A 25,955-nucleotide genomic window follows, 5' to 3' on the forward strand; every position below is an offset into this window, starting at 1 on the left:
TGCCTCGCGCAGCGACGGCCGCACCGGCCTCAAGGGCGGAAGCGGCGGCGGTGGCAGCAAGGCCGCCGGCGGCGCCGGCGCCACTTCCGGTTCGTACGCGGCGGCCGCGGTCGCCGCGGCCGAGGCCCAGGAGGGCAAGCCCTACGTACGGGGCGGCAACGGCCCGGATTCCTTCGACTGCTCAGGCCTCATGGTCTGGGCCTACGCCAAGGCCGGCATCTCACTGCCGCGCACCTCGGAGGAACAGGCCTCGGCCGGGACCGACATCGGGACCGACATCTCCAACGCCCGCCCCGGCGACCTGATCATCTACTTCAACGACGCGCACCACGTCGGCATGTACGTGGGAGGCGGCCAGATCATCCACGCCCCGCGCCCCGGCAAATCCGTTCAATACCTGGACGCCACTCTTATGCCCATCTCGGCGATCATCCGCATCTGACCCGGTACCTGATCCCGCAGGCCCTCCCCGCCCTTCGCGGGGAGGGCCTGCGGCACTTCCGAGCTTCCCAGGGCAGCCGTCCGCATCTGTGGGCTACACAGCCTCACAGCCATGGCGCAGCGATCTGGTGGTTCGCGGACTGGGGCGCGGCCGGAGGAACCGGCGGACCGATCGGATACAGGTGATTGCAGTGACTGGCGACTTCTCCGCACCGGCCGGGGTGCGCGTGCCGGACTCGAAGCTCGCGCGTGAGGCGACCGAGGTCGTACGGGACAGCACGAGTGAACTGATCTACGACCACTCGCGCCGCGTGTACTTCTTCGGCTGCCTCCAGGGGCGCAACCGCGACCTCAGCTTCGACCCCGAACTGCTCTACGTCGCGGCCATGTTCCACGACCTCGCCACCTGCCGCTTGCTGTAGCCCTGGTCGAGCAGCTCCTGGGTCAACCTCGCGGCCTCGTTGGGGGGGCAGCAGCAGCGACCCGTGCCGCGGCCGCTGGACCGAGCGGACCTGGCGAGTACTGGTAGCCGCCGGCTACCGGTGGACCGCCGACCTGGAACCCGTCGCACAGCTCGGCCGGCCCGACGCGCGCAAAGTCGTCAGCGCCTCCACCCGCAGCGGCGAGCAGGCCATCAACCGCGGCCCGGAAGCCGTCCAGCAAGGACTGAGCCACACCAACGGCGAAGTCGCCGCCGTCGTCGCCGACTCGACCGGCCGCTGTGTCTGGGCCGCCGTCGCCGACCAGGAGCTCTACGACGCCGCCGAAGTCACCCTCCCCGACCACCTCACCGTCATGCCGGAGGAACAGGTGTTTTCGGCAGGGTGAACGGGGTTCTGACCCAACTTCCGTAGCTTGCACATGCTGGGTGACCGGGCACGTTGGTGCCGACCGTTGCGTTGTCAGGATCGGGATGGACGCTGTCCCGGCGGCAGTGGAGCAACCCGGCAGACTTGCATCTTCACATGGGGGTAGGCGATGAACATATTCCTCTGGGCGGCCGCATCCGTGCCAACGTTATTCCTCGCCGATCGGGCCCTTCTGTGGATGGAGCGGCGCGGCTGGATCTACTGGCGCAAACGTGAGTCTGAAATCGGCGCAGCGTCGATGCTCAGCGTGATCAACGAGATCCAGACTCTCCTCTCCCCGAGCCAACGGTACGTGACGGAGGAGAAGGAGCGCCGACTGGTGCTGCGTGACGACGAGGAGTCGGGCGCGCCGCTCGATCGCCGGATCGACCTCGAGTCCGGGCGGGTTGCGATTCGCCGACTGCCGTCGTCATCGGCGGACCGGCACGAGAGTCCTTGAAGCCGGTCGTGGACCCGCATCGCGGTTCGGCTCCGTTCACCGGTGCGAACGACGGTTCGACCGCATGGCAGTCGAGCTGGACAAACGAGTCCTCGCACTCACCTCACCACGACTCCGTGATCAGCAGGCCAGCATGGTCTGGCTCCAATAATCTGACTGTGCGTGACCGGCTCACAGAAGTAGAAGTTGAGCCAGAGCCGTGGATGGGAGCCACTGCGGCAACGTGAACGAGGGCCACACCTTCGACAACGGGATCAAGGGCCACCTTGCTCATTGGGGTGAGACATACCGCTGTCGGAGGTACGAGCCGGAGTTGAGCCGATTGGCCGCGTCAAGCTGAGGTCACAGCGCGGCGGCCCGCCCGCGCACAAGGAGGTTCTGCGTCCCCAGGCCGATCGCCAGGTACGCGTACAGCGACACGGTCCCCAGCACCCCGGCCCCGGCCGCGTGGTCGATCCACAGGCCCAGGGCGAGGTGCACGCCCACCGAGGCCAGCCACAGCCCGGTAGTGGCCGCCGTCCCCTTGCGCAGCACCTTGCCCTGGGGGCCGCGCCAGACTCGTACGGTTCGCGCCCTGGCCACGCCGAAGCCCGCCGCGACGACCAGGCTCGCCACCAGGAGGACGGCAGGCATCGCGGTCAGCGGGCGGTCCTTGGCGACTGAGGCCACACCGAAGGCAATCCCCGAGACGCCCAGGACACCGAGGACCGCCGGGGTGATCAGCGAGCCGATGCGCCGCACCGGACGGGTGCGTAACTGCTGTCGCACCACCAGCCCGACGACCAGCACGGCCATGACGAGGGCGCCGTTCGTACTCTGCATGTCAACTCCCCGTTGTGGCACTGCGCTCGGGCGGCAGCGCCGCACCACCAATTGTGCGCGGACGTCCACGGGCGTCACTCGACAGGGGTGGCTCTCGCCTCGTTGCCGATCATGGACCTGTGTAAGTGTCCTTTGCCTCCACGAACGGAGCACCATGGCTCTCATTCACGTTGCCCGAGTGGCTCCAAAACGCCGACGCCTTGCCGAAAACAGAACAGGACTCCGCCGCACGCGAGTCCTGGATGGCCAGCTGGCGGGCCCTCGTGGAGAAGGAACTCAAGCAACTCGGCACCACCACCTGACCCGCGCGGCCCGACACGTTCAACCCGAGAAGGCAGCAACCGGCCCCGGTGGTCACCATGTGGTGGCCGAGGCCGACTGCGTTCGGTTCGACGGAAAGGGCGGCCGCACGGGCGGCCCGCTGACCGCCCTGGGGTCAGGGGGTGTCACCCGCCTCCCAGCGGCGCGAGTCCTCGGCCCTGGACCGGCACCGGTGGCTGTCCCTTCGATGACGACCAGTGCACGGCGGCCGACCTGTCCCCCGATCAGGTCGGCCGCCCGCCGGGCCGCTCCGCCCCACTGCTCAGTCGGCGTCGGCAACCGGCTCGTCGGCGGGGTAGGGCGGGGCCGGCTCGTACTGGGCACGGACGCAGCGAGCCACTGGATCGTGCCCGGTGCCGCGCGGCCGCAGCCGCCGCAGAGCGTCGGAGAAGGTGCTGGTCAGTGTGGTGGCGTCGGCCAGATCCGCCAGCAGGCGATCCGGCGCGGCTGACGACCCCGTGCCCGTCGGCGCTGACGACGAGCTTGGGGCGTGACCGGGTGGTGTGCACGCAGAAAGACCCTTCCTGCTGGTACGACGGAGACCTTGGACAAGCCTCATCGTCCCGGTTCAGAAGGCGCTTTCGCGTTACCGCCCACAATCCGGCCCAGCACCAGCTGAAACGCGCAGGCTAAAGGTGCAGCCTCGCCACCTCTGCCGCCGACAGTGTGAGCCCGGCCACCGCGGCCGAGTCGCGGATGGAGGCCGGCCGACGTGCGCCCGGGATCGGGACCACGACCGGCGACTGCGCCAGATGCCAGGCGAGGCAGACCTGTTGCGGGCTGACGCCGCGGGCGCGGGCGAGGGCGTGGAAGGGCGTGTCCGGCATCGGTGCAGTGGATCCCGGATCGTCGACAGCACTGAGTGAGATCCCGCCGAGCGGGCTCCACGGCAGGAAGGCCAGGCCGAGCTCGGTGCACAGGTCGAGGGTGTCCCGGGTGGACGGGTGTGCCGGGGAGAAGCGGTTCTGCACCGAGACCAGACGTGGGCCGAGGATCTCCCGCGCCGTTCGGATCTGGCCGCGGTCCACGTTGGAGAGGCCGACCATCCGGATCGTGCCGGCGTCGGCCAGGTCCCGCAGCGCGCCGACCGAGTCGGCGAACGGGACGGCCGGGTCCGGCTTGTGCAACTGGTAGAGGCCGATCGCCTCCACGCCGAGCCGGGCCGCCGAGGCCTCGGCCGCGCGGCGCAGGTGGCGCGGGTCGCCGTCGACCGTCCACGATCCGTCGCCGGGACGACCCCGGCCGCCCTTGGTCGCCACCAGTACCTCGTCCGAACCGCTGCCGTAGGCGGCCAGCGCTCGGGCGATGAGCCGTTCGTTGTGGCCGAGTTCGCCGGCGTGCCAGTGGTAGCAGTCGGCGGTGTCGATCAGCCGCACGCCCGCGTCCAGCGCGGCGTGGATCACAGCGACCGCCTGCTCCTCGTGCGGGCGTTCTTCGACGGAGAGCGGCATCGCGCCGAGGCCGATGGCGCCCACCGCAACGCCGCCGATGGTGCGGGCGTGCGCAGCCGGAGTCTGCCTCATCCCCGGGCCTCCTTGAGGACCAGCGGCAGCCAGTCGGCGACCGACGAGAACCGGAAGCCCAAGCGCGCCGCCCGGCCGTTGTCCATCGCGTAGCAACGGTCGAAGGAGAACGGCGAGACGGGCTCGCCCGTCCCGACGACCAGCGTCGGCTCCGTGCCGACCGCGCGGCCGATCGCCGCGCACAACTCGCCTGCGTCCAGCGTTCCGTGCGATGCCGCGTTGACGGGACCGGTGAAGTCCGCCACCGCGGCCCAGGCCAGGAAGCGGGCGATTTCCGGCTCATGGACGAAGGACGCGGGCTGCGGCGAGGCGTGGACCACCACCGGCAGGCCGCGCTCGATCCGCTCGACATAGTGGGCGAGCCGCCCGGTGAAGTCGGCGCCGCCGAGGACGTGCGCGGTGCGGACGGCGGCGACGTCGAAGTGCGCCTCCCGGGTGAGCAGTGCCTCCGCCTGGCGCTTGCCCTCGCCGTAGTGGTCCGCCCTGAACCGCTGATCCTGCCAGGGAAGTTCCAGGTCCACCGGCCAGGTCGATGCATCGACGGCCTCCTCCGGGACGGCCGCCCCGCCCGGCCGGCCGAGCTCGGCGTAGACCTCGACCGTGGAGGTCACCACGTAGCGCCGGGTGCGGCCGGCGAAGACCCGGGCGGCGACGGCCGCCTGGAGCGGCGTGTAGCAGACCTGGTCGACCACGACGTCGAAGCACCGGTCGGCGAGCACGGCGCGCATTGCGGCCTCGTCGTCGCGGTCGGCGCACAGCCGGGTCACGCCCTGCGGTGCAGGCGTCGAACCTCGGTTGATGACGGTCACCGCCGCGCCCGCGTCCCGCAGTTCCCCGATCAGCCGCCGCCCGAAGTAGCGGCTCCCACCGATCACGCACACGTCCATACCGCGGCCCCTTCCCGGTCCGTCTCTTTGCGTCCTCGGCGATCAGTCTGCTCGACAGTGATCAACAGCGGTAGTGTCCATCACGATGCCTCGTTATCAGGAGAACTGTTGATTGACGTCCAGCGGCTGGCCGTGCTGCGCGAGGTCGCCCGCCACGGCAGCTTCAACCAGGCAGCCTTGGCGCTGCACTGCACACCCTCGGCCGTCTCGCAGCAGATCGCCGCGCTGGAGCGAAGTCTCGGTGCACGCGCGGTCGAACGCTCCACCCGCGGCGTCACGCTGACGGACGCGGGCCGCCTGCTGGTGGAGGCCGCAGACGCGATCGCCGCCGAACTGGCCGACACCCAGCAGCGCCTCGACCGGCTGACCGCCGAGCAAACCACGCTCACCGTCGCCACCTTCGCCAGTGCGGGCCGGCGGCTGCTGCCCACCGCCCTGGCCGGTTTCGTCGCCGACCACCCGCAGGTGGAGCTGACGATCCTGGAGGCGGAGCCGGAGGAGAGCCTGCCCGCCGTCCGCGAGGGACGGGCCGACCTCGCCCTCGCCTACCACTTCGACGGCCCGCCGCCCGCCCGGCCCGGCGACCGGTCCGGCCTGGACTGGACGCCCCTCGGTGTGGACCCGCTGCGGGTCGTGCTACCGCGCCGCCACCCGGCCGCGGCCCGCTACCGAACCCGGCCCGAACCGCCGCATCTGGCCGAACTCGCCGACCAGCGCTGGATCCTGGGCTGCCACAAATCCGCCGCACAGTTCGCCCGCCACGCCGACCTGGCCGGCGTCGAGCTGCGGATCTCCTGCACCGCGGCGGACTACGACTTCGCCCAGTCACTCGTCCGAGCCGGCGTCGGCATCGCACTGATCCCCGAGATCGGCCTGACCCGGCACCCGGAGCTGGTCGCGCTCCCGCTGGCCGAGCCGAGCCCGCGTCGCCACCTGGGCCTGGCCCTCTCCCGCCGCCGCCGCGGCCCCGCCGCACGGCTGGCCGAGGAGTTGGCGTCCCAACTCCTCGGCCAGACGCAGGTGTCGGCCAGCCCGGCCTCGTAGGCCAGGATGCGCTTATGCCTGCCAAATAGCCGGACCATGACTCATGTGCCCGAAAAAAGCACTCGGACATCTGCGAGGCAAGTTCCGGACGGGGCAGTTGCCTTACATTGCCGGCGTACTCCAGAACTTTGCCCTGTACGTCGACACACATGCCCTGAAGCCTTTTGGCGGCACGAGATAAGGCGAGTTGTCTGGGGTTCCTGAGCTGAATCGGCAGTTCACAGCCTTGATCACCGTCAAGGCATATGAGGCATACGGAGGGGGGAGCCGGAGTGTGCCGATGGCCATGTCTGCCCGGAGTCACCGTCCGTCGATCCGGCCACGGTGATCGTGGGCGCGGCGTTCAGCGCGGGATCACCCAGCGCGGTGCCCAGGTCCCGGCGGCGTCGTGGCCGGCCGTTGTGGCGGCGAGGTGGGCGCGGAGGGTGGCCAGCGCCGGGTGGGGGTTGTCGCGGTGCCAGAGGAGCGAGTGCGGGTAGACGGGTGTCGGGTCGGTCACCGGGATGCGGCGCAGGCCGTGGTCGGCGGGCCAGATGAGGCGGGTGTGCTCGCCCATGAAGGTGGCCAGGGCCGGGGTGTCGGCGATGGTGTCGAGGAGTGCGTCGGAGCCGAAGTTGGGGCCGGTCGCCTCGATGGTGAGGCCGAACTCGGTGACGAGGTCGTCGTAGTAGGCGGTCCACTCGGTGCCGGGGACGATGCCGGGCATCCAGATCCGGTGCCCGGTGAGCTGAGCGAGGGTCACCGACCGGGCGGCCGCCAGCGCGTGGGCGGGGCCGGTGAGGAGTTGGAGCGGCTCGTCGAGGACCCGGACGGACTCGATGTCCTCGGGCAGGGGCCGGCCGGGTGCGGCGACGGCGCGGAAGGACGCGTCGATCGCACCGGAGCGGATGGCGGCGACGGCCGTCTCGATGTCGAACAGCATCAGCACGTCGAGCTCGATGTCGGGGTGTGCGCGGTGGAAGCCGCGCATCAGGCCCGACTGCGCGCTGCGCGAGGTGAGCACGTCGACGCGCAGCGGACGGCGGCCGGGGCGCACGGACGCACCCGCGCGCTCGGCGGCGCGCAGCAGCTCGCGCGCGTGGGGCAGGAACGCCTGCCCGTCGATGGTGAGTTCGGCGCCGCGCGCGGTGCGGGTGAACAGCCGCACGCCGAGGTTGCGCTCCAGCGCGGCGATGCGCTTGGAGACGGCCTGCTGGGTGACCGCCAGCTCGGCGGCGGCCTCCTGGAACTGCCCCGCGTCGGCGGCGGCGACGAAGGTCCGGACGGTGTCGAGGTCCATGTCGGCACCCTATAGGCACAACCGTTGGTTGTGGCCAGGCGGTCCTGTGGTTGTTTGATCCCCGGGTGTGGTGCTCGCTTTGATGCTTCCGATCGCGGATTGGTTGTGCGGGTGAGTGGCGAGGGGCGTGGGGCATGAGCAGCGGACACCGGCTGGGACATCTGCTCGGACATCGGCTGGGGCGGCGGTTCGGGTGGCTCTGGGGAGCGTACGGGACCAGCGCGCTCGGCACGTGGCTCGCCTTCGGCGCGTTCCCGCTGATCGCCATCCGGGTGCTGCACGCCGGGCCGGCCGAGGTCGCCGCGCTCTCCTGCGTGGGGGCTGCGGTGGGCGCGGCCGTGGCGGTGCCGCTCGGCCCGTGGGCGGAGTTCCGCCGCAAGCGGCCGGTGCTGATCGCGATGGACCTGGTACGGTTCGCGGCGCTGCTGACGATCCCCACCGCGTTCGCGTTCGGCGTGCTCACCTTCCTTCAGCTCCTGCTGGTCTCGGCCGTCGTCGCGGCGGCCGACATCACCTTCCGCGCCGCCTCCGGCGCGTACCTGAAGACGCTGCTGCCGGCCGAGGACCTGCTCGTCGCAGGCGCCCGGTTCGAGTCCACGGCCTGGACGACCACGATCATCGGACCGCCGCTGGGCGGCGCCGCGATCGGGCTCCTCGGTCCGGTGGCGACGGTGGTGGCCGACGCGGTCAGCTACCTGCTCTCGGCCCTGGGCATCCGCGCGACGGGCGGGCACGAGCCGCGGCCCGAGCGCCGGGAGGCCGCGCGCATGCGGGCCGGGGACCTGCTCGACGGCTGGCGGTACATCCTCGCCGACCAGGCGCTGCGTCCGCTGTTCTTCAACACCGCCTTGTTCAACGGCCTGGTGATGGCCGCCGAACCGCTGCTGGCCGTCCTGATGCTCGGCCGACTCGGGTTCGCACCGTGGCAGTACGGCCTCGCCTTCGCCGCGCCCTCGATCGGCGGGCTGCTCGGTTCGCGGCTGGCCCGACCGCTCGTCACCCGGTTCGGACAGCACCAGGTCCTGGTCGCGGTCGGGGCGCTGCGCGCGCTCTGGCCCGTCGGCCTGGCCTTCCTGCGGCCGGGCACCGGAGGGCTGCTGCTGGTGATGGGCGTCGAGCTCGGGCTCATCTTCTGCTGCGGGGTCTTCAACCCCGTCTACGCCACCTACCGCCTCGAGCGCACCGCGACCGACCGGGTCGCCCGCACGCTGTCCGCCTGGGCGGTGACGACCAAGGCCTCGACCGCGCTCCTGACGGCCGTCTGGGGCGTGCTGGGCGGCCTGCTCGGCCCGCGCACGGCCATCGGCCTGGCCGGCGTGCTCCTGCTGGCGACCCCGCTGCTGCTCCCCCGCCGCGCGGCAGCGCTTGCCTCCGAGCCGGAGCCGGCACCGAGCCCAGGGAGCTGACGACTGAGAGACGGACATAACGGAGCAGTCCGGGGCTCAAATCCAATCCGCTCCGCTCCGCATTTGCGCCTCCCCATTCCGCCCCCCTACGGTCGTGTTCCGGCGCCCGACGGAACAGCATGAAGGGGGCTTTACATGACAGACCGTCTGATGGCAGTACCCCGCTCTCCGCATACGACTCGTTCCACCAGGACGGCCTCGCGGCAGCACGCCACCTGATCGACATGCTCTCCGCCGGTTTTGAACTGCTCACTGTGACAGGGGCGCTCGCAACACCAACCGACGTGGCTCCTCCCCCGGCTGAAGCCGGGGGCTTCTCGCCAAGCCGGGTTGGCGTCGCGGCGGACCGGCCCGGCCCGTAGAACGTTGGTGGCTCCCACTGTGTCGGCGTGCGCCGTGTGGCCGCAGCTAACGCAATGGAATTTCTCCTGTGCCGGCCGGTTCTCCCCGGATACGTGCCCGCATTCGGGGCAGGTCCGGGAGGTGTTGCGGGGTCCACGGCGATGACTTCCCGTCCGGCGCTCTCAAGCGGCTCCGGCGCGGTCTGCTGACGGCATGCCAGGAGGACGCTTGACCCAGCAGGACCGCCAGCGCATCGCGGCCGGACTCGCCGACGGGCTCTCCTACGCCGAGATCGCCAGGCGGCTCGAGAGGCCGACCTCGACGATCAGCCGAGAGGTCGCACGCAACGGCGGCCCCGCCGACTACCGGCCCCAGCAGGCGCACCAGGCGACGTCCCAGCGGGCGCGGCGCGGCACACCGACACCCCACGCGCGGCCACACCGCCGGTCGACGCGATGGCAGAGGAGATCGTCGAGATGGCGGTCAGGACGGGGCTGCCGAGCATGACAGCGCGCGTGCACGTCGACCTGTTGCTGTCCGAGGACGGCAGGCGCACCGCAGCCGAGCTGACCCGCAGGCTGCAGGTCGGCCCGGCCTCCGTCTCCGTGGCCGTGAACTACCTGGTCCAGCACGGGTACGTCCGCCGCGAGCGCGATCCGCAGCGGCGCCACGACGTCTACGTGCTCGACGACGAGGCCTGGTACCACTCGATCGTGATCAGCTCACAGCAGACGCTCGGGACGGCGCAGGCCGCGACGGCGGCGGCGGAGACCTTCGGGCCCGACAGCCCCGTGGGGCTGCGGCTAGCCAAGGCAGGCACGTTCCTGGAGCGGGTCGTCCAGGACATGACCGAGTCGGCCGACCGCTGGCGCGCCCTCCTGTCGTGATGGGTGTCAGCCGAACCGCCCGGAGAGCCGACTGAGAGGGCGTTTCCTCCTGATGTTTCATCCCGGAACAGGCTCTTGATTCTGGTTCAGGCGCCTCGCCAGGTCGGTGCGGATTCGCCGGTGAGGCGGCTGGCCAGGTGGTCGCGCCGGATCGCGGCGTACAGCTCGACCTTCGACATCCGCGGCATGAGCAGGGTCTTTCACCGGGAGCACTCCGATGCTCCCGCGGCAGGGAGCCCGGTGACGTCAAAACTCGTGAACATCACCCAACCGTGGATCCGGGTGCCTCCCAAACCCGTGTACAGCTGACCCGTGTATAGAGCCGACCAGTTGTCATCGAAGTTGGACCGACGGCAGTTCGTGACAGCGAAGTTGGACCGCCCCAGGTCAGAGGAGCTGAGCGAGTCTGTCGGCGTGGTGCCGCCCGCTCCGTGCCCACGTGAAGACAGCCGGGGGTTAGTTCACGGTTGCCGGGCGGAGTGCGGGTGTGACCGTGAAGGCTGTCCACGACGCGCGTTCGACGACCAGGCGGCGCAGCGTGCGTACCTGGCGGGGGGTGTTCCAGCCGAGTATGCCGACCACCCTCCCGTGGTGGCCGTAGGCGGCGGCGAAGTAGCCGTCGACCGGGTCGCCGTGGACGATCCGCATGTCCGCGTCGGGTGGGAAGATGCCGTACGCCTGGATCCTGGTGTCGTACTGGTCCGTCCAGAAGTAGGGCACGGGGGCGAACGGGGTGGCGTCGCCGAGCAGGTTGCCGGCCGCGGCCATGGCCTGTTCGGTGGCGTTCAGCCGGTGTTCCAGTCGCATGCGGGTGCCGAAGTGCGGGTTGTGCCAGGAGGCGACATCGCCGGCGGCGTAGATGCCGGGAGCGGCCCGGCACAGCGCGTCGCACACCACCCCGTCCCCCAGTCGCAGGCCCGAGCCGGTCAGCCAGCGGGTCGCGGGCGTGGAGCCGAGGGCCAGGACGACGACGTCGGCCGGCAGCGTGGTGCCGTCGCCGAGTTCCACCCCGGTCACCCGGCCGCCTGCGCCGCGCAGCCGGCGCACGGGTATCCCGCAGCGCAGGCGCGTTCCGTGGTCGCGGTGCAGTTCGGCGACGAGCTCGCCGATGCGGTCGCCGAACGGGCGCCGCACCGGTACGGGCTCCGGCTCGACCACGGTCACCGTCAGGCCCATGGTCCGGGCTGCCGCGGCGACTTCGGTGCCGAGGAATCCGGCGCCGACCACGACCACTCGGGTCCCGGTGAGCAGCGCGGCGCGTAGGGCGAGAGCGTCGTCGAGCGTGCGCAGGACGTGGACCCCGGCCAGATCGCTGTCGGGAAGGCGCCGGGGGGCTACGCCGGTGGCGATGATGAGTGCGTCGAAGCCGATGCTCTCGCCGTTGTCCAGGCGCACCTGGCGGCCCTCCACGTCGAGGGCGGTGGCGCGCTGTCCGAGCCGCAGGTCGGCCTCCAGCCGCGCCAGGTCCGGTAGGGAGCGCAGGGTGGCCCGTTCGGGCTTCCAGGCGCCGGTGAGGATCTGCTTGGACAGCGGCGGCCGGTCGTAGGGCGGATGTGGCTCCTCACCGATCAGGGTGAGGTCACCGCTCCAGCCTCGGCGGCGGAGGGTCTCGGCCGCGGTCAGGCCCGCGGCCGAGGCTCCGATGATGACGATCCGCTTCACTCCTTCTTCTCCTGTTCTTCCACCCAGATCGCCTGGGCCGGGCAGAGGGCGGCGGCCTGCCGGACGTCGTCCGCCAGGTGTTCGGGCGGGGTCTCGGTGAGCAGGACGACGATGCCGTCCTCCTCGCGCTGGTCGAACACCTCCGGTGTGGCCAGCACGCACTGGCCGGAGGCGACACACTTGTTCTGGTCGACGATCACCTTCATCGGGATCCTCCTTTCCTGCGCGGCGCTTGGCCGCGCTCACCAGGTGATGGGCAGCTCGTAGACGCCGTAGACGAGCCCGTCGTGCTTGAACGGGATGTCGTCGAGGTCCACCGCCACCTGCAGGGTCGGGATGCGGCGGTAGAGGGTGCTGTAGACGGCCTGCAGTTCCACCCGGGCCAGCGGCTGGCCCAGGCACTGGTGGACGCCGAAGCCGAAGGCCACGTGGTGGCGGGGGTTGCGGCCGACGTCCAGCCGGTCGGGGTCGGGGAAGGCGGCGGGATCGCGGTTGCCGATGTCGTTGGCGAGGATGACGCCGTCGCCGGCGCGGATGGTCACCCCGCCGATCTCGATGTCCTCCAAGGCCACGCGGCGCCGTCCGCTGTGCACGATGTTCAGGTAGCGCAGGAGTTCCTCGACCGCCGAGGCGACCAGCTGCGGATCGCGGCTTTCGCGTAGCCGGGTCAGCTGATCCGGGTGCTGCAGCAGGGTCAGGGTGCCCAGCGCGATCATGTTCGCCGTCGTCTCGTGTCCGGCGGTCAGCAGCAGCACTCCCGTGTTGGCCGCTTCATGCCGGGAGAGTTCGCCGGCGCGGACCCGTTCGGCCAGCGTGGAGAGCAGGTCGTGGGCCGGGTGGGCGAGCTTGTCGCCGATCATCCCGTCCAGGTAGTCGACCAGCCGCTGGGTGGCCGCCCGCGCCTGCTCACGCGTGATGGTGCGCTTGGTCAGCGTCTTGCTGTTGGACTGGAAGAAGTCGTGGTCGGCATACGGGACGCCCAGCAGCTCGCAGATCACCAGTGACGGCACCGGCAACGCGAACGCCTGGACGAAGTCCACCGGCTTCGGTCCGGCGAGCATGGCGTCGATCAGGCCGTCGACGATCTTCTGGATCGCCGGCCGCAGCGCCTCCACGTGCTTGATGGCAAAGGCCGCGGTGGCCATCCGGCGCAGCCGGGCGTGCTCCGGATCGTCCATCGCGATGAAGGCCCGCGACTGCGTCCGGCGCTCCTTTTGGCCCGGGCCTGGATGGGGGTAGTGCGGGTGGGTGCTGTCCGCGCTGATCCGCGGATCGGCCAGCAGCGCCCGCTGGTCCTCGTAGCGGGTGACCAGCCACGGGGTGCTGCCGTCCCACAGCCGTACCCGGCTGATCGGGGCCTGGGCCTGCAGGGTGTACAGGGCCGGCGGTGGGTCGAACGGGCAGCCGGCCGCCCGGGTCATGGGGTAGTCCGGTAGATCCGCCGACGGCGCGTCGGTGCCGGGTGCCGAGGTGGTGTTCATGGTTCTCCGCCCTCTCCGGAAATCTGGTAAGCGGCAATGCCAGGACCGGGGCCCGGCACGCGTGAGGCGCGACGGGGCAGGTCCTGCCTGCAGGAGGAGACACCGAAGAGCACACCCCTGGGGGGTCAGGAAGTCGCACCGCCACGGCTGGTGCGGGGCCGCGGAGTTTCCCGGAGCATGCGCCGGACGATGGGCAGGGCCGTGTGCATGGCCTCGCTCAGCGCCCGCACGTCCTGCTCGGGCAACGCGGCCAGCAGGCCGGCCACCCGGGTATCCCTCGCCCGGCGGCGCTCGGCCAGCAGCTCGCGCCCGGCATCCGTGATGGCGACGAGGCGGACCCGCCCGTCTTGGGGATCGCCGACTCGCGATGCCAGGCCCTGGGCTTCCAGTCGCTGCACCAGCACGGTCATCGACGGCTGGGTCACACCCTCCGCCGCGGCCAGCACGGTCAGCCGGATCGGGCCCTCCCGCTCCAGCCTGGCCAGTGTCGCGGCCGTGGTCAGGCTCATGCCCCGCCAGTCCGACAGGAAGTCCGTGGCCATCCCGGTGACCAGCTCGTCCAGCGCCGCTGCCACCTCCTGGGGGCCCTCTTCGGGCGTCTCATCCATGTCTCCATCCATAGCACTATCTATATTGATTGTCTATATAGAGAGTGCTATAGATGGTTCTGGGACCGTTCTGGTCAGAGCCAAGGCGCCACCGCGGCGCCGGAAGAAGGTGACGACTGTGACCTACACCCACGCCCCAGCCCTCTCCCCGTCGCAGGCTGCCCCCCGGACCCCGCGGGCCTCGGGCAGCGCCTGGTCCCTGGCGCACCGCCCGGACGCCGCCGGAGAGGCTCGCAAGATCACCAAAGAGCTCCTCGCCCGGTGGAGAGTCGCCGACGACGCTGCCGACTCGGTACTGCTGACCGTCTCCGAACTCGTCACCAACGCCGTGGAACACGCCCGGCCCCCAGTGAGCTTCGAGCTCAGCCGCGACCCCGGCAGCCGGCGGGTGCACATCGAGGTTTCCGACGGAGGCCCTGCCGCCACGGACGGCGACTGGGCGGCCAGCTGCACGGACGGCGAGCACGGCCGCGGGCTGGAGATCATCGATCAGCTCACCACCGCGCACGGCGGCCGCCAGGAGCCCGGACACGCCATCCACTGGGCCGACGTCACCACCGCGGCCTGACCCGACCGCGCGGCGGCGGGCTGCGCCGGACGCGGGCAAGCGCTGCTGTCGACAAGGAGCACACGAAACCGTGAACGGAACCAGGCAGCCCGCGCACGACGCGGCCGCGGTCGAAGCGACACTCCGCCTGAGCGTGGGCCGCAGCGTGCGCAAAGGGCGGCAGACGAAGGGCTCCACAGCGACCGTTCCGCTGTCCGAGGAGTCCGTCCCGGCTCGACCGGACCAGGACGAACCGGGCTCCCCCGGAACGCCGGCAGTCCTGGAAGGGGCGCGCCCGCCCGCCAGGCCGATCACGCTCGCCGCCTTGGAGCAGAGCGGCCCGATGAACCGCGCACGCGAGCCCGCCCACGGCCGCCGCGCCGTGACGACGATCACGAAGGCGGGCCGCAGGGCGGGGTCCGATCAGCGATCGCCGACCGTGCGGCGGCTTGCCGTCGAGCGGAAGCTGACGGCCGCCGGGCACAGCGAACTGCATACCGTGCTGCCGTCGCTCGACCGACTTTGGGAGCGACCATGAGCGCCGCACGAGCCCCCGACGCCACCGCACCCGTGATGGGCGGACGGTACAAGTGGGTCGCGCTGTCGAACACGACGACGGGTGTGCTGATCGCGACCGTCGATGCCTCGATCGTGATCATCTCGCTGCCCGCGATCTTTCGCGGCATCGGTCTGGACCCGCTCGCCCCGGGCAACATCGGCTACCTGCTGTGGATGATCCTGGGCTATCTCCTGGTCACCGCGGTGCTCGTGGTCGCCTTCGGCCGGCTCGGCGACATGTTCGGCCGGGTCCGGATGTACAACCTCGGCTTCGCGGTCTTCGCGGGCGCCTCGCTCGCCCTCTCCCTCGACCCGCTGCGCGGCGGCTCCGGCGCCCTGTGGCTCATCGGCTTCCGCATCGTCCAGGCTGTCGGCGGGTCCATGCTGATGGCGAACTCGGCGGCGATCCTCACCGATGCCTTCCCCGCCCGTCAGCGAGGGATGGCCCTGGGTGTCAACCAGATCACCGCGCTCGCGGGCCAGTTCCTGGGGCTGCTCGCCGGTGGCCTGCTGGCCACCATCGACTGGCGTGCGGTCTTCTGGGTGAGCGTCCCGATCGGTGTGGCCGGCACCGTCTGGTCGTACCGCAGTCTGCGCGAGATCGGCCGCCGCAAACCCGGGCGCATCGACTGGCTCGGCAACCTCACCTTCACCGCGGGAGCCGGTGCCCTCCTCGCCTCGATCACCTACGGCATCCAGCCCTACGGCGGCAGTTCGACCGGCTGGACCAACCCCTACGTGCTCGGTGGCCTGGGAACGGGCGTCGTGCTGCTCGTCGCGTTCTGCGTCGCGGAGACGAAGGCCGCCGACCCGATGTTCCAGCTCGGCCTGTTTCGGATCCGCGCGTTCGCCGCCGGAAACCTGGCGGCACTGCTCACCGCGATCGCCCGCGGCGGCCTGCAGTTCATGCTCGTCATCTGGCTGCAGGGCATCTGGTTGCCCCTGCACGGCTACGCCTTCGACCGCACCCCGCTGTGGGCCGGCATCTTCATGCTGCCGCTGACCGTCGGGTTTCTTCTCGGCGGCCCGGCCTCCGGCTGTCTGTCGGACCGCTTCGGCCCCCGGCTGTTCGCCACCACCGGGCTGATTCTGGTAGCCACCGCCTTCGTCGGCCTGCTCGCCCTGCCGGTGGAATTCCCGTACCCGGCGTTCGCGGGCCTGCTACTGCTCAGCGGGCTCGGCCAGGGCATGTTCTCGGCACCGAACACCTCGTCGATCATGGGGAGCGTGCCGCCGGAGCAGCGCGGCGTGGCCTCCGGCATGCGCTCGACGTTCCAGAACTCGGGCACCGCCCTGTCGATCGGGCTGTTCTTCTCCCTGATGATCACCGGCCTGGCCACGACGCTTCCGCACGCACTCGACAGCGGTCTGCGGGCGCAGGAGGTGCCCGCCGAGGCGGCCGGCCGCCTGGCCGGGCTGCCGCCGGTGAGCACACTGTTCGCCACGTTCCTCGGCAGCAACCCGATCGGCCACCTACTGGGGCCCAGCGGTGTCCTGAGCACGCTTCCCGCCCACAACGCCCAGACCCTGACCGGGACGCGGTTCTTCCCCGAACTCATCTCCGGCCCCTTCCACCACGGACTCGTCATCGTCTTCAGCGTGGCCGCGGTGATGGCCCTGGTGGCCGCCTGCGCCTCCGCGCTGCGCGGCCGCCGGAGCAGCACCGCAACAGACCAACCGACCAGCTCAACGAAGGAACGGGCGAGACCTGCTCCGGTGCCCGGTCGCGCCCCGCGCGCGCCGGGTTCCGGTCCCGGGCCTGCCCCCGCATGGCAACGGACTTCCGAAAGGCGGAGAACCATGAGCACCATCCCGGCATCCGGCATCGGTGCACCGTCGACCGCGGTACCGCACTTCCCCATGCCCCGGGCGGCCGGCCGCCCGTCCAACCCGCCGCCGGCCCAAGGACCGGTCGAGCGGGTCGCGGCGGCCGCCGCCGCACGCGCGAGAGTCTGCCGCGTGCTGGTGACCCTCGACGGCCGGGCAGGGGCGGGCAAGTCGACGCTTGCGGCCGCGGTGGCCGCGTACCTGGGCGGGCCAGGGCACGCGGCCGTGGTGCACGGTGACGACTTCTTCCATCCGATGCCCTTCCGTGAACGCCTGACCATGGAACCGGAAGAGGGGTACCACTGGCTCTTCGAGTGGCAGCGGCTGCGCGATCAGGTCCTTCTCCCGCTTCGCGACGGCCGGCCGGCTCGCTACGAGCAGTTCGATCGGGAGACGAACGCTCTTCGGGTCGGCGAACCGCGCACCGTGATGCCTGTGGGCGTGGTGATCGTCGAAGGGGTGCTGACCGCCCGGCCGGAGCTGGCCGGGTTCTACGACCTGACCGTCTTCGTCGACACCCCGAGCGAGCTGTGTCTACGCCGTCTGCACGCCCGCGACGGCCGCGGCCGGGGGCCGCAGCGCGATGCGTGGCTCACACGCTGGCGCGCTGTCGAGGAGTACTACCTGACCGCCACGGACATACGAGCGCGCGCCGAGCTCACCGTCCGCGCAGACTGACATTCCCACGAGGAAACGGTGCTGAAGCCGTGGATCACGTCCCGGCTGGCCCGCACCGGTGAACGTGACTTCGGCGATCTAAGCCGGTGGCCCAGTAGACGGTGATCTGCGTCAGCAGTTCGTCCTTGCCCAACCGGCGCTCCGCATCGCCGTCGCAGTCGCTCCAGGCGCGGAACCTGTCCACGATCCACGCCGCCAGGCCGACGGGTGAGTCGACGACGTCGAAGCTGTCGCGTTCGTCACCACCGTGCGCACCAGGATCGGTAAGAAGCGGGACGACCTTCAGCAATTCGGCGTAGGAACTCGGCCAGCCGTGTGTCAGCACAAGCATGGAGGGCACGCTCTTACGAGCCCTGTTGCGCGAGCGTGACCTTCCGGCCGGTCCGTGCCGCCTCTCGGATCTGCTCGAGCATGCGGTGCCGCCGGACGGCGTGCCGGAAGTCGGGAACGCCGTCCGTATCCGGCGGGAGGCTCGCGGTGATCTGCTCGCGCAGAAGCGCGTACTCGTGGGCGACGTTGTAGGCGGGCTCGGCGGACCGCCCGGTCCACTGCGTCAGCGACCGCCGGTAACGGTCGGGAACCGGAAGTTCGGTCAAGCCGCCGTCGTTTCCTCGGGCGCCGTACAGCCGCAGCCGCCCCATCCACCACAGGTCGTGGTCGGCCTTCACGACGAGGTCGCCCCGGGTGCCGTTGATCTCCCAGTGGAACCCGGTGGCGCGGGATGTGCCGCCGCGGAAGTGCATCGCGGCCACGGCCCCCGATTCGAGCAGACCGGTCACGGCGATCTGGCCCTCGGTGCTCTTGGCCGCGACCGCCCCGCTGGTCACGTGGGTGACCTCGGGACGCAGGTTCTCGATGTGAGCCGATACCTCGCGGAACTCGCCGAGCACCATGGCCAGTGCGTCGACCGAGTGCCCGAAGGGGATCGACAGCAGTGTGGCGCCGCTCGTCACGTCCAGCACGTACGCGTGGTCGTCGTCGTAGGTGGCGCCCCAGGGCCCGCCCCAGCCGAGCATGCTGGTCGACAGCACCCGCCCAACTCGGACTCAACCGGGCGAGCCGAACCCTTCGATCAGAAGGAAGTTTCTGCGAAGCTGGGGATAAATGAAAGGCGATACACATGTCCTGGTGTACAATCTGAAGCCTAAGGGGGCCTCCGGGACTGGCATCGCGGTGATGCCGACGGATCACCCAACCCAGGGGGAGAACACCATGACTTACCAACTCGAAGCAATCCGGGCGACGATCGACGAGCGCCTGCGAGAGGCCCGGGAGTACCGCCTCGTCCGCGCGGTCCAGCTCAAGAACCGCGCCGAGCGCGCCGCCCAGCGCGCCCGCCAGGCCCTGACCAGCCTGACCGCATGAACACCCAACTGCAACGGGCCGTCACCAGGACACGGTGACGGCCCGTCCCGCCTCCCGTCGCTGAAGACCCATCGCGAACCGGCCATCTACCGCCCGGGCCCCCAAGCCCGCCGCAGGTCGGCGCCGACGACACCCCGTCCGAACCGCCCAACGGCCAAGGCCCCTACCGCAGGTGCCGTCCAGCCAGCCGACCCGGACAGCGAGGGGATACGGAGCAGCGGCGCCGAGCGCAGCTGGAGGACCAGCTCGATGCCGGGCACACCCCCGTCCACGCGAGGCCTCATTCGCCGGATGGCCATTGATCTGTGCGTGCTGGGCACACCCCGTCCGCGCGGGGCTGACGTGCCGTCGGAGGCCACCAGGTGCCAGGTGTGGGGCACACCCCCGTCTGCGCGGGGACGGGCCGGGATACTGGCCCGAAGTCCAACCAGGTTCCTTCCTCCTTCGTACGGTTGTACTCACTTATCGGGAGCGACCTCGTGTCGCACCCTGTGCACGACAGTTGGCCACTTTGCAGGCCAGCTGGCCAATCTTTCCCGGCTTGTTGGCCAGTCTGATGAGCCGTGACACGTTGTTTGGAACCGGGCCACGGTTGTTGGAACCACAGCATGTCGGATCGCAGTTCGACGTCGTGACGGTGCGCCTGAGGGATGCGCGACCCGGCCCGCTCTTGTCGAAGTCTGATCGGTCGGCAAAGATCGGTTCGCATGAGCTGTGCCTACGACGACGAGCGACTGGCCAACTCCTACGAACGCGGCAATGACATGCCCGAAGCGCGCTCCGGGCCTGGGTCGAGCTGATCGCCTCATACCTGGACCGTCCCTCGCCCGCCATCATCGAGGTCGGAGCCGGGACCGGGATGTTCTCCGCGGCAATGGCGCGCTGGATTACGGGCTCCAGCGTCCTTGCAGTGGACCCATCTAAACCGATGCTGTCCCAAGCGCGCCAGCACCACCCGCATCCAGCAGTGCCGTACGTGTCCGGATCCGCAGAGTCCCTGCCCGCTCCGGCCGACGCCTTCGACATGGCCTTGCTCTCCCGGGTGATCCATCACCTTCCCGACCGTCCCGCAGCCGCCGGCGAACTTGCACGCGTGCTGCGTGCCGGCGGAACGGCCATCATCCGCACGACGTTCAAGGAGCGGCTGGACGCAGTGGTCTATCTTGGCTGGACCCGCGCATTGCCTGCGCCCTGGCTGTCGGGTCGGTCCGGGCCACACAATCCCAACGCCGGAGCCTGACCCTTCACCTCAAGATCAGTAACAGCCCGGCCCTCTCTGCACACGCTCAAGCAAGATATCTATCCATTAGTTACAACATCCTCTGCCTATCTACAGCACTGCAGGTCAGAGCTTTCGCAACTCCGCAGCCTCAGAAGAGACTTGATGAACCATCCCAGTTCATAGGCCATACCACCAGAGCTTGTGACTTCATATTCTGCACTCTGGGCACAGCAGGTCAGGGTTGCAGCAATGTCGTAACTACGCAGAAGACTGACACGCCGGACGCGGGTCGGGGTCAGTGCTCCGGAGCGGTCCGGCTTCTCCCAGGGCTCGCGATGGTCGGCGGCGATCGGCCCGGCGAGGCGGAACTGGGTGTACTGTATGTTCTGGAGTTCCAGGGAACCCGGCAGTATTCGATGCTCGGGAGCTGGAGACAGTCCTGGGGACCGCGGCCCCGGACGCCCCGCCCGGCAAGAGCCAGGCGGGGGCGTCCGTGAGGCAGTAGAACGCCGACCGCGGCGTGATCCAGTTCTCCCGGCGATGTTTCGGTGTCAGTCAGGCCACCGTATCGCGACGCTGGACCACGCTGTTACCGGTCACGGAGAAGGTCTTGACCGAGCACGTTCCCGATCCATCGAGGTGTCCACGGCCCCTCAAGCGCCGTCCCGCGATCGTCAAGACCATCATCGCTCCGGCCTTCTAAAGAAGGCCGGATCAATCCCGATCATCCTCGTGGTCGCGGCCGCCCTCGTGGCCCTCGTGGCCCTCGTGGTGTCGGATCACCCGGAAGCTGGCCACCACTCCGTCCTCGACGAAGACACCGTCGACGCAGCGCGGGTCCACGCCGTCGGCGGAGCTGTGGGGCCCGACGGTGGCGATGGGAGCGCCGTTGTCACAGACCGCCCCGCGGAAGACCTCGACGGTCTTGTGGGTTTCGTTGCGGATGTTCAGACTCCTGGCGCCCAGGCCGCTGAGCACGGTGACGCACTCGCCCGGGTGGGAGGAGTACGACCGCTCGTTGATCTGGATCCGGCCCTCCTCGTGGTGCTCCCTGTGCCCGCGGTGCTCCCCGTGCTCCCGCTCCTCGTTGCCCCTGCCCTCGTTGCCCTTGCTCTCGTTGTTGTTGTCCTTGCCCTTTCCGTCGCTGTTGAAGGACGCCTGCGCGGGAGCAGCCACCTGCTGGACGGCCGGGGCTGCCTGAGTCACCGGCTGGGAGGCAGCCGAGGCGTAGGTGAGGCCGGTCGCGGCCAGGGCCGCGGCGGCGCCGACGGCCGCGGTGATAGCGGTGGCGCGGGTGATCTTCATGGAATTTCTCCTGTTTCTGAGCGGTCGGCTGGGCCGCCGACGCGTGATTTGAACGTACTGACGGCGGTCATATCGCGCATGTCGAAGGGTCGGCACTGGGAGCCGAACGGGGTATCAGCGCAAGGTTTCGAATATCTGACAGAACGTCAGATCATAGAAAAAATAGGGAGGTTGGCAGGGGGATTGATTCTTCTGGTTGAACGTGACGCCTACTCACACCTTCGGCTGCGGGGCGCCTGGAACTGCCGACGCGATGAGGTGAGTCGCCATCAGGGGATGAGACGCCTCAAGGGGAGAGCCCTGCCTGCCGACGCCTGCGATCACAGGCCATGCCCTCGCCATGCGCACCGGTCCGCCCGGTCCGTGCGGCCAAGGACGCGATCCGCACGAGCGCCCGGAGCCTGGGCGGCCTGCGCCGAGCCCAGCAGGCCCCCGGAGGCGGTAACGGCCCGTCAGCCCCCTGCCAACCAGTCGGGCGCCGGTTGGGCGTCAGCCCGGTGCCTACGCGACCACCGCGAAACCCACCACTGTGACAGCACCGCTCTTCCGCAAGGCCTCGGTGGGTCCTGTGTGTTCCAGGTGGCCGTCACGGCAGACAGTCCAGAAGCCCCGGGCCGGGGCGCTTTGGAACCGCCTTCACAAGGGATCAGGGCCTCCTGGCAGCTCGTGGATGCGAATCCATACGAGTGACAGGAGGCCCTGTTGCTGCAGTTCTACGCGCCAGCGCCCGCGGAGTGCAACTCGGCTTCCCCATCGCGTGATTGCCTCGCGCACGTGTACGGGAATGCGGCCGATCGTCCGGACAGGCAGCGGCGGTACACGTCGGACATGACGGACGAGGAGTGGGCCACTGTTCGGGACTGCCTGCCAGATCCAGTCCCGGGTGGTCATGGCCCGATCGTAGGCGGGGCCTCGGACATCATCCCGAGCCGGCCGCCGGCCACCCAGCAGCCGGCACCCGATCGCCTTGGGCCAGCCGGCCGGGTGGGGCTGGCGCCGACAGTGCAGCGGTTGCACACGCCGGCGGGGCCGGGTGGCGACCCCCGTCCGCCACCCGGCCCCTGGCAACCGCCCATCCCGAGGCGTCACTCGTTGTGCAGCACCTCGGCGATCGGCAGCCGGGCCGCCGTGCGGGAGGGGAGCAGTGCACCGAGGACGGCGATGAGGATGCCCGCCAGCGCGACGGCGATCAGCTGCGGGGCGTGCCACACGTTGATCATCGAGTCCGCGAACACCATGATGGTGATGTTCTCGACGATCAGCCGGTGCGCGGCCATCCCGAGCGGGACGCCGATGATCCCGCTGACCAGACCCAGCCCGGCGACCGAGGCCACCGTCATCGCGACCACCTGACGCGGCGTCATGCCGATCGACTTCAGCATGCCGAGGTCCCGGCGGCGCTCGCGGATGTTCAGCAGCACGGTGTTGAAGACGCCGAGCGCGGCGACCACCGACAGCAGCACGGTGAAGATCGTCGAGAAGCTGATCACCGAGGCGAACGGGCCGATCCCGTCGTGCGTCACCACGTTCGGGTAGAGGCCGGGGTCGGCGTCCTTGATCGCCTTGACGTAGGCGTCGGCGTCCGCGCCGGGGGCGAGCCGCACGACGTACTCGACCACGTGCAGTCGCACTCCGGTCCCGGCCAGCGTCGCCGCGTTGGACGCCACCGCCCGGGCGTTGCCCTCGATGGGCTCGCCGACGATGGTCACGGGCAGGAGCCGGCCACTGACGTCCAGGGTGATCCGGTCACCGAGCTTGAGTCCGTGCTGGTCAAGGAACGCCGGTCCGGCAACCACCTCGCCCAGCCCGGTCGCCGGGCGCCCCTTGATCACGTGCAGTGGCCGCTCGAGGGCGTCGCCGCCGTAGAAGTCGGCGAACACCGGCTGGGTGTAGCCGACCAGGCCGACCCGTTCGAACGCGCGCGAGGTCAGCTGGTCGGATCCGGGCGTGGCGCGCAGCACGGCCTCGATCTGGGCGTCGGTCAACTTCGGCACGGTCTGGTGGGCGTCTTCGGCGCCGACCTGCACGTGGACGAAGGTACGGCCGTTGAACCCGTCCGGTGGCTCCATGGAGGCGAGCAGCGTGCCGGTCAGGCCGGTGGCGAAGGTCACCGTGACCACGCCCAGGACGATGGACGCCATGGTGAGCGCCGTCCGGGCCGGGCGGGCGAAGGGCTGGCCGAGGCCGAGGCTGACCGCGCGCGGCAGCCGGGTGCCGCTGAGCCAGCGCTGGACCCGCAGGCCGCGCCCGGTGCGCGGCGCGCTGCCGGCGGTGATCGCCTCGGCCGCGGAGATCCGGTGGGCGCGGGAGGCCGGCAGGAACGCGGCGAGGGCGACCAGCAGGGGCACGGCGACCAGGCAGGCGACCGGCAGCCAGGCCGGGGGCGCGAGCGCGGCGGTGCCGGTCTCGATCCCGTTGAAGGCGGTGTGCACGATCGGACCGGTCAGCGCCCAGCCGGCGACCGTGCCGAGGACGCTGCCGGCGAGCGCCGGCACCGAGACCATGGTGACGTAGACGGTCACGGCCTGACGCGGGGTGAAGCCGAGCGCCTTGAGCACGCCGATGTGCCGGTAGCCGGACACCACCGCGCCGCTGACCACGTTGCCGACGATCAGCACGGCGACCACCAGGCCGAGCGCGCCGAAGACCGTCATGAACGGCAGGTAGGCGTCGGCCGAGGCGGAGAACGCCTGCTTGAGGGTGAGATAGGACTGCGCGCTGGTCAGCGCGTCCCCGGGCAGGCCCTGGGTGGCCTTCGCCATGCCAGATCGTGACCCGCTCCGGTTGACGACGGACGAGACCACCCCGCTCCAACGGCCGTCGGCACCGCTCCGCCACTCGGTGAGCAGGCCGCGCTGCCACTGCATGTCCACCCGGACCAGGCACGGCTTGGTGGTCCGGCTCCAGGCGCCGCAGTTCGTCCAGCGCGGTGAGCTTGGCGGCCTGGTCCTCGGTCAGGCCCGCGGCCTTGCGCTGGCGGCGCATCCACGCCCCCACCGCGTAGTCGTCCAGCTTGACGGTCGCGGGGATCGCCAGGTGCCCGTGCTGGCGGTGGAAGGCGGCGGCGCAGGCGGCCCCGCGCTCCCACGCGTTGGCGTTGCCCTCCTGCGGATTGGGCCACTACGCGCCGCCGTCTGACTCGGGTCCGCTCCGTCAGCGCGGTCACCACGTGTCGGCGGTGAAGGTCAGGGGCGCAACCAGCAGGTGCAGGGCCTTGTCGCAGACGGCTGCGGCGAACTCGCCAGGATGCGTGAACGGGCCGGTGATCTGCAGGACACCCCGATGAGTGCGCGCTGCCCGCCGCCACTCCCAACCAATGGGCAGCTCCCCATCGAACCGCAGGTCACCGAGCCGGGCGATTCGCAGTCTCCGCGCATCCAGCACGGCGGACCAGTCGGGATTCGGCTGGGCCCAGCCATCGAGATCGTCCTGCTGGGACCAGCCGTCACCGAGCAGGGCGGGCACGTCCGGTGCCGATGCCTGCGGGTAGAGAACGGCGGGTCGGCCCGCCACTAATTCCGGCCATGCCTGCCCGGTCAGCCCTGTCACGATCTTGTCCACGCAGCCCCCATGCCCTATCCAGAGCGCGCCAAAGCCCGCTCAGCATCGATCACATCGTCAGACAGGGGTGCGCCCCGGTGGGTGTGAACGGGTCAACTGGTTGACTCTTCGGAGCCGTTCAGCGGGCGACCCAAACCGGACGGTCCGGCGCATGGAAGGCCGTCACCGTTCTGATAGCACCCGGGCTGAGGCGCTCGGCCCAGGTGGTGTCACAGCATCGAGCGGCCGCCCGGCGCGGAGCGGGGACGGCCGGGCGGAGGCCGAGCTCGTCCAGGGGCACCCCCAGGGCGCGGGGCCGCGAGCGGCGCCGATCTCGTCGTCCTGTTGTCACCGGTCAAGGATCCCGGGAACGAGGGCGATCGAAGTGTCGGCACGCCGGACAACGACGGGCGGGAGGGCGTACGGCCGACGGGGTTCTGCCGACCGTACAAGCCGAGCGGTACTGCCCTGGTCGGCACGCATCATCCTGCTACTCACGTTAGCGCCGACGCCGCCTCACACCGCCGTTCGCACTTCCACCAGGGGTGAAGACCGCCCCGCGAGTGACGTCCGAGGCCGCCTTCGACCAGGGCGGCCCACTGGGCGTCAGGCTGGCCCGGGACCGTGCGGCCCATCGCCTGCCAAGCGGCGGCCAGCTCGGTGCAGACAGGGACGCCGGGCGCAGGTGCAGGACCGGTTCGTCTGCCGCTTGGAGGGTACTCACGGTGATCATCTTCCTGGGCCCCAGCCGAGCTGACGGGGTGTCCACCCCACAGAGGTAGTCCCCTCGGAGCAGGCGGTGTTGCTCCTTGTCCAACGAGCGGGAGCAGCTACCCGCACGCCGGACGTCCAGGCGCTCCGCTGGGATCGACACCTCGGCCTTCACAACGCTTTCGTCCCAC

22 protein-coding genes and 7 pseudogenes are annotated in these 25,955 nt (G+C 70.4%); 14 read left to right on the forward strand and 15 right to left on the reverse strand.

The annotated features are described in order from the left end of the window. The 3 genes and pseudogenes from P3T39_RS31885 to P3T39_RS31895 all read left to right on the forward strand — a co-directional run. The coding region (locus tag P3T39_RS31885; protein WP_280702726.1) for a C40 family peptidase at window positions 1–442 on the forward strand (442 nt) is incomplete at its 5' end. A 190-nt stretch (window positions 443–632) separates the two neighbouring features. Continuing rightward, window positions 633–842: pseudogene (locus P3T39_RS31890) on the forward strand (HD domain-containing protein); the annotation flags it as partial. Window positions 843–1,419: 577 nt separating this feature from the next. Further along, entirely contained in the window at window positions 1,420–1,749 is a 330-nt protein-coding gene (locus P3T39_RS31895) for a DUF6191 domain-containing protein (RefSeq protein WP_280702727.1), read from the forward strand. Between the two features lie 342 nt (window positions 1,750–2,091). On the opposite strand, the gene P3T39_RS31900 is transcribed toward P3T39_RS31895, so the two are convergent. The 4 genes and pseudogenes from P3T39_RS31900 to P3T39_RS31915 form a co-directional block, all read right to left on the reverse strand. Further along, entirely contained in the window at window positions 2,092–2,571 is a 480-nt protein-coding gene (locus P3T39_RS31900; RefSeq protein WP_280702728.1) for a hypothetical protein, read from the reverse strand. 661 nt (window positions 2,572–3,232) lie between these two features. Then, window positions 3,233–3,464, reverse strand: a pseudogene (locus tag P3T39_RS31905) (hypothetical protein); the annotation flags it as partial. 57 nt (window positions 3,465–3,521) lie between these two features. After that, on the reverse strand, window positions 3,522–4,415 hold the full coding sequence (locus tag P3T39_RS31910) for an aldo/keto reductase (protein WP_280702729.1): 894 nt from the start codon (window positions 4,413–4,415) through the stop codon (window positions 3,522–3,524). Beyond that, complete coding sequence (locus P3T39_RS31915; RefSeq protein ID WP_280702730.1) at window positions 4,412–5,302, reverse strand: NAD-dependent epimerase/dehydratase family protein; 891 nt, start codon at window positions 5,300–5,302, stop codon at window positions 4,412–4,414. The genes P3T39_RS31910 and P3T39_RS31915 overlap by 4 nt, the downstream gene beginning before the upstream one ends. 108 nt (window positions 5,303–5,410) lie before the next feature. Between P3T39_RS31915 and P3T39_RS31920 the strand changes: the two genes are divergently transcribed. Then, window positions 5,411–6,346 (forward strand): LysR family transcriptional regulator, encoded by a 936-nt coding sequence (locus P3T39_RS31920; protein WP_280702731.1) that lies wholly within the window; start codon window positions 5,411–5,413, stop codon window positions 6,344–6,346. Between the two features lie 343 nt (window positions 6,347–6,689). Here P3T39_RS31920 and P3T39_RS31925 read toward each other — a convergent pair whose 3' ends face one another. Beyond that, window positions 6,690–7,625, reverse strand: coding sequence for a LysR family transcriptional regulator (locus P3T39_RS31925; protein WP_280702732.1), 936 nt, complete (start codon window positions 7,623–7,625; stop codon window positions 6,690–6,692). Between the two features lie 134 nt (window positions 7,626–7,759). Here P3T39_RS31925 and P3T39_RS31930 point away from each other — a divergent pair, with 134 nt between their 5' ends. Next, window positions 7,760–9,031, forward strand: a complete 1,272-nt coding sequence (locus P3T39_RS31930; RefSeq protein ID WP_280702733.1) for an MFS transporter — start codon at window positions 7,760–7,762, stop codon at window positions 9,029–9,031. A gap of 344 nt (window positions 9,032–9,375) precedes the next feature. On the opposite strand, the pseudogene P3T39_RS31935 reads toward P3T39_RS31930, so the two are convergent. Next, a pseudogene (locus P3T39_RS31935) lies at window positions 9,376–9,557 on the reverse strand (zinc ribbon domain-containing protein); the annotation flags it as partial. Window positions 9,558–9,586: 29 nt separating this feature from the next. Here P3T39_RS31935 and P3T39_RS31940 point away from each other — a divergent pair. The 3 genes and pseudogenes from P3T39_RS31940 to P3T39_RS31950 form a co-directional block, all read left to right on the forward strand. Continuing rightward, window positions 9,587–9,663 (forward strand): annotated as a pseudogene (locus P3T39_RS31940) (MarR family transcriptional regulator); the annotation flags it as partial. Between the two features lies 1 nt (window position 9,664). After that, window positions 9,665–9,784: pseudogene (locus P3T39_RS31945) on the forward strand (helix-turn-helix domain-containing protein); the annotation flags it as partial. Between the two features lie 44 nt (window positions 9,785–9,828). Continuing rightward, window positions 9,829–10,260, forward strand: a complete 432-nt coding sequence (locus tag P3T39_RS31950; protein WP_280702734.1) for a helix-turn-helix domain-containing protein — start codon at window positions 9,829–9,831, stop codon at window positions 10,258–10,260. Between the two features lie 456 nt (window positions 10,261–10,716). On the opposite strand, the gene P3T39_RS31955 is transcribed toward P3T39_RS31950, so the two are convergent. From P3T39_RS31955 to P3T39_RS31970, 4 genes are all read right to left on the reverse strand, one after another. After that, the gene (locus tag P3T39_RS31955; RefSeq protein WP_280702735.1) at window positions 10,717–11,922 is read right to left on the reverse strand and encodes an FAD/NAD(P)-binding oxidoreductase; all 1,206 of its coding nucleotides are present in this window, start codon (window positions 11,920–11,922) and stop codon (window positions 10,717–10,719) included. Continuing rightward, window positions 11,919–12,128, reverse strand: coding sequence for a ferredoxin (locus P3T39_RS31960; RefSeq protein ID WP_280702736.1), 210 nt, complete (start codon window positions 12,126–12,128; stop codon window positions 11,919–11,921). The genes P3T39_RS31955 and P3T39_RS31960 overlap by 4 nt, the downstream gene beginning before the upstream one ends. 36 nt (window positions 12,129–12,164) lie before the next feature. After that, a complete protein-coding gene (locus P3T39_RS31965; protein ID WP_280702737.1) occupies window positions 12,165–13,403 on the reverse strand; it encodes a cytochrome P450 in 1,239 nt (412 codons plus the stop codon). A gap of 125 nt (window positions 13,404–13,528) precedes the next feature. Beyond that, on the reverse strand, window positions 13,529–14,011 hold the full coding sequence (locus P3T39_RS31970) for a MarR family winged helix-turn-helix transcriptional regulator (protein ID WP_280702738.1): 483 nt from the start codon (window positions 14,009–14,011) through the stop codon (window positions 13,529–13,531). Between the two features lie 118 nt (window positions 14,012–14,129). Here P3T39_RS31970 and P3T39_RS31975 point away from each other — a divergent pair, with 118 nt between their 5' ends. From P3T39_RS31975 to P3T39_RS31990, 4 genes and pseudogenes are all read left to right on the forward strand, one after another. Then, the gene (locus P3T39_RS31975; RefSeq protein ID WP_280702739.1) at window positions 14,130–14,579 is read left to right on the forward strand and encodes an ATP-binding protein; all 450 of its coding nucleotides are present in this window, start codon (window positions 14,130–14,132) and stop codon (window positions 14,577–14,579) included. 70 nt (window positions 14,580–14,649) lie between these two features. Continuing rightward, window positions 14,650–15,096: a MarR family transcriptional regulator gene (locus P3T39_RS31980; protein ID WP_280702740.1), complete on the forward strand. Its 447-nt coding sequence runs from the start codon at window positions 14,650–14,652 to the stop codon at window positions 15,094–15,096. Next, window positions 15,093–16,772: pseudogene (locus P3T39_RS31985) on the forward strand (MFS transporter); the annotation flags it as partial. The gene P3T39_RS31980 and the pseudogene P3T39_RS31985, both read left to right, overlap by 4 nt. 204 nt (window positions 16,773–16,976) lie before the next feature. Then, complete coding sequence (locus tag P3T39_RS31990; protein WP_280702758.1) at window positions 16,977–17,621, forward strand: hypothetical protein; 645 nt, start codon at window positions 16,977–16,979, stop codon at window positions 17,619–17,621. An 82-nt stretch (window positions 17,622–17,703) separates the two neighbouring features. Here the strand turns inward: P3T39_RS31990 and P3T39_RS31995 are convergent. Beyond that, a pseudogene (locus tag P3T39_RS31995) lies at window positions 17,704–17,958 on the reverse strand (hypothetical protein); the annotation flags it as partial. A 7-nt stretch (window positions 17,959–17,965) separates the two neighbouring features. Continuing rightward, window positions 17,966–18,652 carry a Gfo/Idh/MocA family oxidoreductase gene (locus tag P3T39_RS32000; RefSeq protein WP_280702741.1) on the reverse strand — a complete coding sequence of 229 codons (687 nt, stop codon included), beginning with the start codon at window positions 18,650–18,652 and terminating at the stop codon, window positions 17,966–17,968. A 181-nt stretch (window positions 18,653–18,833) separates the two neighbouring features. Here P3T39_RS32000 and P3T39_RS32005 point away from each other — a divergent pair, with 181 nt between their 5' ends. Together P3T39_RS32005 and P3T39_RS32010 are read left to right on the forward strand one after the other, a co-directional pair. Next, a complete protein-coding gene (locus tag P3T39_RS32005) occupies window positions 18,834–18,986 on the forward strand; it encodes a hypothetical protein (RefSeq protein WP_280702742.1) in 153 nt (50 codons plus the stop codon). A gap of 811 nt (window positions 18,987–19,797) precedes the next feature. Further along, entirely contained in the window at window positions 19,798–20,226 is a 429-nt protein-coding gene (locus P3T39_RS32010; RefSeq protein ID WP_348534412.1) for a class I SAM-dependent methyltransferase, read from the forward strand. Window positions 20,227–20,922: 696 nt separating this feature from the next. On the opposite strand, the gene P3T39_RS32015 is transcribed toward P3T39_RS32010, so the two are convergent. From P3T39_RS32015 to P3T39_RS32025, 3 genes are all read right to left on the reverse strand, one after another. Further along, the gene (locus P3T39_RS32015) at window positions 20,923–21,513 is read right to left on the reverse strand and encodes a hypothetical protein (RefSeq protein WP_280702743.1); all 591 of its coding nucleotides are present in this window, start codon (window positions 21,511–21,513) and stop codon (window positions 20,923–20,925) included. A gap of 1,085 nt (window positions 21,514–22,598) precedes the next feature. After that, window positions 22,599–24,380, reverse strand: a complete 1,782-nt coding sequence (locus P3T39_RS32020; protein WP_280702761.1) for an ABC transporter permease — start codon at window positions 24,378–24,380, stop codon at window positions 22,599–22,601. 295 nt (window positions 24,381–24,675) lie between these two features. After that, the gene (locus P3T39_RS32025) at window positions 24,676–25,074 is read right to left on the reverse strand and encodes a hypothetical protein (RefSeq protein WP_280702744.1); all 399 of its coding nucleotides are present in this window, start codon (window positions 25,072–25,074) and stop codon (window positions 24,676–24,678) included. Window positions 25,075–25,955: the final 881 nt, after the last annotated feature.

Source organism: Kitasatospora sp. GP82 (assembly GCF_029892105.1).
Classification (GTDB): domain Bacteria; phylum Actinomycetota; class Actinomycetes; order Streptomycetales; family Streptomycetaceae; genus Kitasatospora.

What these genes read in the sequence shown, in the direction of transcription:
- P3T39_RS32005 (WP_280702742.1), top strand. Translation starts at nt 18,834, where the DNA reads ATGACTTACCAACTCGAAGCAATCCGGGCGACGATCGACGAGCGCCTG.
- P3T39_RS31915 (WP_280702730.1), bottom strand. Translation starts at nt 5,302, where the DNA reads ATGGACGTGTGCGTGATCGGTGGGAGCCGCTACTTCGGGCGGCGGCTG.
- P3T39_RS31960 (WP_280702736.1), bottom strand. Translation starts at nt 12,128, where the DNA reads ATGAAGGTGATCGTCGACCAGAACAAGTGTGTCGCCTCCGGCCAGTGC.
- P3T39_RS31910 (WP_280702729.1), bottom strand. Translation starts at nt 4,415, where the DNA reads ATGAGGCAGACTCCGGCTGCGCACGCCCGCACCATCGGCGGCGTTGCG.
- P3T39_RS31990 (WP_280702758.1), top strand. Translation starts at nt 16,977, where the DNA reads ATGCCCCGGGCGGCCGGCCGCCCGTCCAACCCGCCGCCGGCCCAAGGA.
- P3T39_RS31950 (WP_280702734.1), top strand. Translation starts at nt 9,829, where the DNA reads ATGGCAGAGGAGATCGTCGAGATGGCGGTCAGGACGGGGCTGCCGAGC.
- P3T39_RS31970 (WP_280702738.1), bottom strand. Translation starts at nt 14,011, where the DNA reads ATGGATGAGACGCCCGAAGAGGGCCCCCAGGAGGTGGCAGCGGCGCTG.
- P3T39_RS32015 (WP_280702743.1), bottom strand. Translation starts at nt 21,513, where the DNA reads ATGAAGATCACCCGCGCCACCGCTATCACCGCGGCCGTCGGCGCCGCC.
- P3T39_RS31900 (WP_280702728.1), bottom strand. Translation starts at nt 2,571, where the DNA reads ATGCAGAGTACGAACGGCGCCCTCGTCATGGCCGTGCTGGTCGTCGGG.
- P3T39_RS31895 (WP_280702727.1), top strand. Translation starts at nt 1,420, where the DNA reads ATGAACATATTCCTCTGGGCGGCCGCATCCGTGCCAACGTTATTCCTC.
- P3T39_RS31930 (WP_280702733.1), top strand. Translation starts at nt 7,760, where the DNA reads ATGAGCAGCGGACACCGGCTGGGACATCTGCTCGGACATCGGCTGGGG.
- P3T39_RS32020 (WP_280702761.1), bottom strand. Translation starts at nt 24,380, where the DNA reads ATGCAGTGGCAGCGCGGCCTGCTCACCGAGTGGCGGAGCGGTGCCGAC.
- P3T39_RS31925 (WP_280702732.1), bottom strand. Translation starts at nt 7,625, where the DNA reads ATGGACCTCGACACCGTCCGGACCTTCGTCGCCGCCGCCGACGCGGGG.
- P3T39_RS31965 (WP_280702737.1), bottom strand. Translation starts at nt 13,403, where the DNA reads ATGAACACCACCTCGGCACCCGGCACCGACGCGCCGTCGGCGGATCTA.